Genomic DNA, 7,556 nt, shown 5'->3' with positions numbered 1-7,556 from the left:
CAACTGAAACCCCATAAACGACTCAATTACCAGAGAGGCATGAGGGCGCTATCACTGATTCAGAACACATTGTGAAACCCTTGTCATCCCCAAAGCTCTGGCCCTCATCGTTGAGAAGGATTTTAGGCGGAACCTACTAGCTTAGCGATCCGGTGGTTCAACCATGGGCGGATCAAAGATGACATCTTCGTAGATCGCCGCCATTTCGCCTTCGTAGTTAACGCTGCTCAGCATGAAGGTTTCACTGGTAGCAGTGTAAGTCTCCAAAACCCATCTACCTTCACTCCGTCGAAAGCATTCGATTCGCTGTCGTCTAGGGTTGATTAGTACATATTCCTGCAAACTCTCTAGGGTCTGATAATCAGCGAACTTATCTCCCCGGTCATAGGCTTCTGTTGAGGCTGAGAGAACTTCTACAATCAGGCTAGGAAATTGCTTGTAGGTCGCAGTTTCCTGATCTCGGTTGTCACAAGTCACCATGACATCAGGATAGAAAAAACGATTGTTCGCGTTGATGCGCGCTTTCATATCTGAGATATAGACTCGGCATCCAGAACCACGTATGTGATTGCGTAAGACGGCAAAGAGATTACCTGCAATGGTGACATGGGCATCTGAAGCACCTGCCATTGCATAGACTTCCCCATCCCGATATTCATGCTTGATCGGGCTTGCTTCTTCGTAAGAGAGATATTCTTCTGGGGAGAGATGGACCTGCTTGGAAGAGGCAACCATAATTTTTGTCTAGGGCAATAGATTTCTCATTTAGAATAACGTGCTATCTTCCGGAGACAATCAGAACTAACAAAAGACAGAGACAATATCACAACTTCTAGAATAGAAAAAGAGTCAGTTCCTTATCTCTTTCCATCAACGGAAGTGATTTATAGATGTTATCTGAGACCCTTATTCTCAATGTTGAAACGGTTCACCTCAGTGATGAGCAGTTTTATCAGTTTTGTATCGCGAATCGTGACCTGAGAGTAGAACGGACGAAAGCAGGGAGACTTTTACTCATGCCCCCCGTCGGCGGCGAAAGCGGTAATCGTGAACTAGAGTTCGGAATTGATCTAGGCATTTGGAATCGTCAAACCCAGCTTGGCAAAGTGTTTAGCTCTTCTACCATTTTTAAGCTTCCTGGTGGCGGAGACCGTTCGCCAGATGCAGCCTGGGTTCAACAAGACCGGTGGACTGCCCTCACCCTTGAGCAACAGCAAAAGTTTCCCCCAATCGCCCCAGATTTTGTCTTTGAATTGAGATCTCGTTCTGATGCGATAGCTCCCTTAAGGGAAAAAGATGGAGGAATTATAGTGGACCCCAAAATTCGGACAGGTATCTAAGCTCTGAATCCTTCAAAAAATGATAGGAGTGATTCATGAGTAAGAAACGAAAACAATACAGCCCACAGTTCAAAGCAAAGATCGCGATTGAAGCCATTCAGGGTCAGAAAACAACACCTGAAATATCGAGCCAGTATGAGATACACCCGACGATGATTAATACATGGAAGCGTCAGCTTCTAGAAAACGCCAGTGAACTGTTTGACAAGGGGAAGCGTGCTAGCAAGGCTCAATCGGATACCGAAGCTCAAATCAATGAACTATATCGTCAAATTGGTCAACTGAAGGTGGAGCGGGATTTTTTAGCCAAGCACTCCGCACGGCTGGGTCTGATACCCGAAAGTCCCTGGTAGATGCCCAGCATCATGCTTTGAGTGTGGTTCGTCAGTGTCAGTTGCTGGGAGTGAGTCGTTCAAGCCTTTACTACCAGCCGATTGATCCATCAGACGAGGAAATGACTTTACTGAAACTGATTGACCAACAATATCTGAGAACTCCGTTCTACGGCAGCCGTCGGATGAAAGCTTATTTGCAAACCCAAGGCTACACCGTCAATCGTAAGCGGGTTCAACGATTAATGCGTCAGTTAGGGCTGCAAGCGATTTATCCCAAACCGAAACTCAGTGAATCGCATCCCGAGCATCAGATTTATCCTTATTTACTCAGAGGGGTTGATATTGTCTCAGTCAATCAGGTTTGGAGTACTGATATTACCTATCTACCCATATTCCGAGGGCATTTCTATCTTGTCGCAATTATGGATTGGTTTAGTCGAAAAGTACTCAGTTGGCGAGTGTCGAACACAATGGATGTGTATTTCTGTCTAGCGGCTCTGGAAGAAGCCTTGAACAAATATCCTATCCCTGAGATTTTCAACTCAGATCAAGGGGCACAGTTTACGGCTCATGTCTTTACGGACTGTCTCAAACAAGCCAAGGTGAGCATTAGTATGGATGGTCGAGGCCGTTGTCATGACAACATTTTCATTGAGCGATTATGGCGGTCCGTGAAATGGGAACTCATCTATCTCAAAGCGTTTGAGGATGGGCAACATTTATCTCAGGAGGTGAAAAGCTGGTTTCATTGGTATAACCGACAAAGACCACATCAATCCTTAGGCTATAAGACACCTGATGAAATTTATTATCAGTGTGACTCGCCTATGTGATACTCGTGGAACAAGTTAAACACAGGTCTTTTGGTCAGAGCTTAGCGACCCCTCAAAATTGTCCAACCAATGGGGACCACTTCAAATATCTCACCTGCGGGGTCCAGTTAGGATGGCTCTTTAATCCTCATGAACAACAGGTGGAAATTTATCGCCAAGGTCACTCTGCTGAAGTTAAATCCTTGCCCACAACCCTTTCTGGAGAAGGCGTTTTGCCTGGGTTCCAGTTATCTGTTGAACGGTTTGCAGACTGAATTGAAACGATGCGATGCTCAAAGAGCGGCCTCCGACCATCGCACATCCATACGAAAGCCTGCAATCCATGGCCATTTTGATTCAAAACGATTACTGTAGAAATATCCCTCACTTCATCAACGGAGGTGCACCTATGTCGGTCATTGATTTTATCTCTACAACTGATCTGGCTTGACCCTTAGAGGCATTTGTTACCTTCCATCGTCCACCCGAAATATGGTGGTGGATAAGATTTTACGCCTCTAGGTGTCTGGCTTACCCCTATAGACACTTAAGGCATTCCCATGAATTTAGATTTACTGGGCTGGAGCGATGATCTTGCTCTCAGCTTTGCTCCATTTGCAGCCCAACAATTCCAGGTGGGCCGAGTCGCCCGTCAACATAAGCAGCTTTACACCCTTTATACCGAAGCAGGAGAATTTGCGGCTGAAATCAGCGGTAAGTTTCGCTATCAAGTCCAGAGCACAGAAGATCTACCCTGTGTCGGGGACTGGGTGGTTATTGCTGCGACAGGCCAAACTGCCACGATTCAACACCTGTTACCTCGGCGTACCTTATTTTCCCGTAAGGTGGCTGGAGCGACGACGGAGGTTCAACTGATTGCAGCCAATCTGGATAGCGTTTTTCTGGTCTGCGGATTAGACCATGACTTTAATGTGCGGCGGATTGAGCGCTACCTGGTGATGATTTGGGAGAGCGGTGCTCGACCGATCATTGTCTTAAATAAGGTCGATATTGGCGAGCAGATTGAACAGTGCCTCCTCGACCTAGAAACCATTGCCGTGGGCATTCCCATGGTTCAAATCAGTGCTTTGCATGATCAAGGTCTGGATGAATTAAGTCCCTGGTTGCAACCGGGACAAACCGTTGCCCTGGTGGGTTCATCTGGGGTGGGGAAATCCACGTTAACCAATCAACTCATGGGGGAACAAATCCAGGCGGTACAAGCAGTGCGGGCAGATGATAGTCGTGGACGCCATACCACCACCAGCCGTCAGCTGATCTGTTTACCCTCCGGGGCCGTATTAATTGATACTCCGGGCTTGAGAGAACTCCAACTGTGGACGACGCAAACGGGGGTTTCCACAGTATTTAATGAGATTGAAGCGCTAGCAAAGCACTGTCGGTTTCGAGATTGTCAACATCAGCAAGAACCAGGCTGCGCCGTGCAGGCGGCTTTAGCCAGTGGTCAGCTCGAGGTTCAGCGCTTGCAAAGTTACCAAAAACTCTGCAGGGAAGAAGCCTACCTGCACCGTAAACAAAATCAAAAAGCACAGATCAACACCAAAGCCCGTTGGAAAAAGATTACTAAATCCATACGGCAGCAACAGCAAGACAAATGGTAGGGGCTGTGATTGGAGTAAAAAACTGGGGTGATAGCGATCATTGTTCAGACGTTTGAAATCAACAACGCTGAAAGATAGATGCATCTGACAGGGGAGCACAGCCCATGCCTCAATATCAACAAAATTTACCCCAATTATCGAGCGATGTCTTTTTAACGGATGGGGGGCTAGAAACCACCCTAATCTTTCATCAAGGCATCGATTTACCCTACTTTGCCGCCTTCGATTTATTGCAGGATAACCCAGGGTACCAAGCCCTCTATGAGTACTTCCAACGGTATGCCCGGTTGGCTCAAACCTACGGGGTGGGCCTGATTTTAGAAAGCGCAACCTGGCGAGCCAATCCAGATTGGGGGACCAAGCTTGGGTATGATGCAGCTGCGTTGGCTGCTGTAAATCGAAAGGCGATCGCACTTTTGCATACCATTCGCCAACAATATGAAACCGAAAGTAGTCGCATGGTGATTAGCGGCTGTGTTGGCCCTCGGGGAGACGGGTACCAAGTTGATACGGCCATGGCACCGGCAGAGGCCCAAGCCTATCATCTCCCTCAAATTGAAGCCTTTCGGGAGGCGGAAGCGGATATGGTCAGTGCCGTCACCATGACCTACGTGGAAGAAGCCATTGGTATTACTCGGGCGGCTCAACGGGTGGGGATGCCTGCGGTTATTTCCTTCACAGTGGAAACGGACGGTCAATTGCCGACGGGACAGGCATTGAAAGATGCGATCGCACAGGTCGATGCAGCCACCAACAACGGTCCCATCTACTACATGATCAACTGCGCTCATCCGTCTCATTTTGACCAGGTGCTTTCGGCTAATGAGCCCTGGCTCACGCGCATTCATGGGCTGCGAGCCAATGCCTCCACGAAAAGCCATGCGGAGCTAGATGAGGCAGTAGAGCTGGATGATGGCAATCCCCAAGAGCTGGGTCAGCAATATTTAAATTTAAGTGATGCTTTACCCAACCTCAATGTTCTCGGCGGATGTTGTGGCACCGACCATCGGCATATTGAAGCGATTTGCAAAGCTTGTCTCCAGCCTCGCCCAGCCGCCCATTTATATTGAACCGTGTTCACGCACATCTGAGGAAGCCACCAAGTGCAAATCTCTGTATGGTAATCATAGACATGACCTCTTTTAGTAGAATCCAGCTATGAGTACCGATCATTCCCATCCTCAACTTCCCTGCTTTCTCCGCTATAAAAGAGAGGTTGCAGTTGTCTTTATGTTGTTGGGTGGGCTCAATATAGGCTTGGGGATTTGGCTCTTGCTCTTGGGCGAGTTTCACTTCACCCTTATCTTGGGGTGCCTGATTGCTTTTATTGGGTATGGCTACTTCACAAAACCGATGGCTTCCATCCATCTGGACCATGTGGCGTTACACAACGTATTGGGGATGGAGGTCAAGTCCTATGCGCTCAGCTCCTTTAGCGATCTGCAACTTCAAGGGCGGCAATTGTATGTGCAGCAAGGAGATGCGCTCAAAAAAGTGAAGCTAACGCCCTGGATGATCCACACCCAGGACTGGCAAAAGCTAGAGGCGATGCTGCGATCGCAGCCTCAATTCCAAGCCAAATAAGGCAAGCGCTCGGTTGTTATTTGGATCTGTTCTACCTGGGCCAACAGTTGTCCACAAGCATCCCAGGTGCCAGACACCAGCATTTGTCGAGGGCCTTCCCCCATCTGGATGGCATGGGACTCCTCAGCCCAAGTCAAGGTCATTTGATTCAGATCAATTTGTACCGTTGTTTCAGGATGCTGATTTAACTGGGATTGCAGTTGCTGCACAACTTCAGCGGATGCCGTCACGCAGGGAATACCAATCGCCAAACAATTGCCAAAGAAAATCTCGGCAAAACTTTCTCCCACAACCGCTTTAATCCCCCATTTTGAAAGCGCTTGGGGGGCATGTTCCCTCGATGACCCGCAACCGAAATTACCATTCACAACTAAGACAGTTGCCCCTTGAAATTGCGGTAAATCAAAAGGATGCTGTCCACCCGTTTGCTGACGATCATCCGCAAAAACCTGTTGTCCTAGACTGTCAAAAGTCACACATCGCAAGAACCGGGCAGGAATAATCCGATCCGTATCAATATCGTTGCCAGTCAATGGGATGCCAGCTCCCGTAAGAAAATGAATGTCACTCATAACTATGGTAAGCAGATGAAGGAGGTCTTTATTCTGACATCATTTTCGCTGGCGGACAAAATCCATAGAGCATGAACTTTCTTAGATTAAATTTATATTTTTGGGGGAAAATACGTATAACACTTAATTAATGACCGATCAATATAGAAGCATGTGCATCTGAGCGAAGTCATAATTTACCGAGAATATTCGGAAGCTATCCCATACTAAATTTTAAAAAATATGGGGAACACTAGGTGTATGAGGCAGGGACACTAGCTAAACACATGTTAAAAGCATTTTATAAAACTCAGGTCTATAAGAATGTGATGGAAGAGCTTGTCGAGGAAGAAATTGACAGGCAGACTCGCAACTTTAAGCCTGAAACAGCCAAAGCTCTAAACCGGATTGATGTGGTATCCTACGCTCTCAATCGGTTACCTCCCCTGTATGCATCCAGCCAAGAAGGCGTCTACAGGCAAAAACAGCGAGGGTTGCAACAATTTGGACAGCGGTTACGGGCTGCTGTGCACCAATCCCTTAAGGTGGTCGCTCAGCAACCTACTCGTGTTACAACCCCCCTTCTACCACAAGAGGAAGTTGAGGCAGAGATGCAAATTGCCCGTATGGCTCTAGAAGAATTAGCAGATTCAATGGCAGATCTTGACTTAGAAGGTTAAGCTAGCCCCGCGGCTATACGCTTTTAGATATGGTGTAGGTCGATAAGTAGCTCAACAGCCTATAAAACCCATAGTAAAGTTCTTAGAGTACAGCTGAGAATTACTAGGAATAAGTCATAATCATTTGTCAAATCGGCTCATAGCTTTTTGCTATGAGCCGATTCGTCTTGAATATGCTTTCAGAAAAAATAAATAACTTGGTTAGCGTCACGATGATCTGTCAAGACCACCACTGGGAATTATAGATAGTAAGGTCTTTGCTGTATTTACTATCGCAACGACCAAATTCGGTTAGCACAAGTTCAGATCACGAACTTAGTTGACAACTAATCAGAAAGCTAGAAGCTAATGCATCGAATGTGACACAGGCAAGCATTGAAGTCCATACAGAATTGATCGTGCTGACTTCATGGGTGAAATTCTGAATCATGATAGGAATCTACTTCCATAAACATGAACAGAAATAACCAAATATTACTAAATGTGTCGTAATGTCATTTATGCAAAAGATATTTCTAAACTTTCTTTAGCATTGCTCATGCCGAGTTGGTCAAACAGAGAAGTAACCGTTTCAGTCTGTGTGATTGATACAGGATAGATCCATAACGTTGTGTGTTGAAAAGGAAGAACAA

At 46.7% G+C, this 7,556-nt stretch carries 7 protein-coding genes and 2 pseudogenes; 7 read left to right on the top strand and 2 right to left on the bottom strand.

Translation table 11 applies throughout. The annotated features are described in order from the left end of the window. Positions 1–141: 141 nt before the first annotated feature. Complete coding sequence (locus Q0991_RS16850) at positions 142–735, bottom strand: Uma2 family endonuclease (RefSeq protein ID WP_299490391.1); 594 nt, start codon at positions 733–735, stop codon at positions 142–144. 155 nt (positions 736–890) lie between these two features. On the opposite strand from Q0991_RS16850, the pseudogene Q0991_RS16845 reads away from it, so the two are divergent. From Q0991_RS16845 to Q0991_RS16820, 6 genes and pseudogenes are all read left to right on the top strand, one after another. Further along, a pseudogene (locus Q0991_RS16845) lies at positions 891–1,295 on the top strand (Uma2 family endonuclease); the annotation flags it as partial. A gap of 80 nt (positions 1,296–1,375) precedes the next feature. Continuing rightward, a protein-coding gene (locus Q0991_RS16840; RefSeq protein ID WP_299490387.1) for an IS3 family transposase occupies positions 1,376–2,508 on the top strand; the annotation gives its coding sequence in 2 pieces (ribosomal slippage) (positions 1,376–1,637 and positions 1,637–2,508; 1,134 coding nt in all). Between the two features lie 83 nt (positions 2,509–2,591). Further along, positions 2,592–2,762 (top strand): annotated as a pseudogene (locus Q0991_RS16835) (Uma2 family endonuclease); the annotation flags it as partial. A 285-nt stretch (positions 2,763–3,047) separates the two neighbouring features. Beyond that, positions 3,048–4,109 carry a ribosome small subunit-dependent GTPase A gene (gene rsgA / locus Q0991_RS16830; protein WP_299490382.1) on the top strand — a complete coding sequence of 354 codons (1,062 nt, stop codon included), beginning with the start codon at positions 3,048–3,050 and terminating at the stop codon, positions 4,107–4,109. A gap of 104 nt (positions 4,110–4,213) precedes the next feature. After that, entirely contained in the window at positions 4,214–5,179 is a 966-nt protein-coding gene (locus Q0991_RS16825) for a homocysteine S-methyltransferase family protein (RefSeq protein WP_299490380.1), read from the top strand. Between the two features lie 88 nt (positions 5,180–5,267). Further along, positions 5,268–5,693: a hypothetical protein gene (locus tag Q0991_RS16820; protein ID WP_299490378.1), complete on the top strand. Its 426-nt coding sequence runs from the start codon at positions 5,268–5,270 to the stop codon at positions 5,691–5,693. On the opposite strand, the gene leuD is transcribed toward Q0991_RS16820, so the two are convergent. Continuing rightward, complete coding sequence (gene leuD / locus Q0991_RS16815; RefSeq protein WP_299490376.1) at positions 5,675–6,265, bottom strand: 3-isopropylmalate dehydratase small subunit; 591 nt, start codon at positions 6,263–6,265, stop codon at positions 5,675–5,677. The two genes, Q0991_RS16820 and leuD, sit on opposite strands and share 19 nt — an antisense overlap. 308 nt (positions 6,266–6,573) lie before the next feature. Between leuD and Q0991_RS16810 the strand changes: the two genes are divergently transcribed. Continuing rightward, entirely contained in the window at positions 6,574–6,924 is a 351-nt protein-coding gene (locus Q0991_RS16810; RefSeq protein ID WP_299490374.1) for a late competence development ComFB family protein, read from the top strand. Positions 6,925–7,556 lie beyond the last annotated feature (632 nt).

The sequence above is a fragment of the Acaryochloris sp. IP29b_bin.137 genome (assembly GCF_028285745.1).
Lineage (GTDB): Bacteria > Cyanobacteriota > Cyanobacteriia > Thermosynechococcales > Thermosynechococcaceae > Acaryochloris.
Note: the sequence above shows the minus strand (reverse complement) of the source record. Positions and strands in the feature narration are given on the sequence as shown.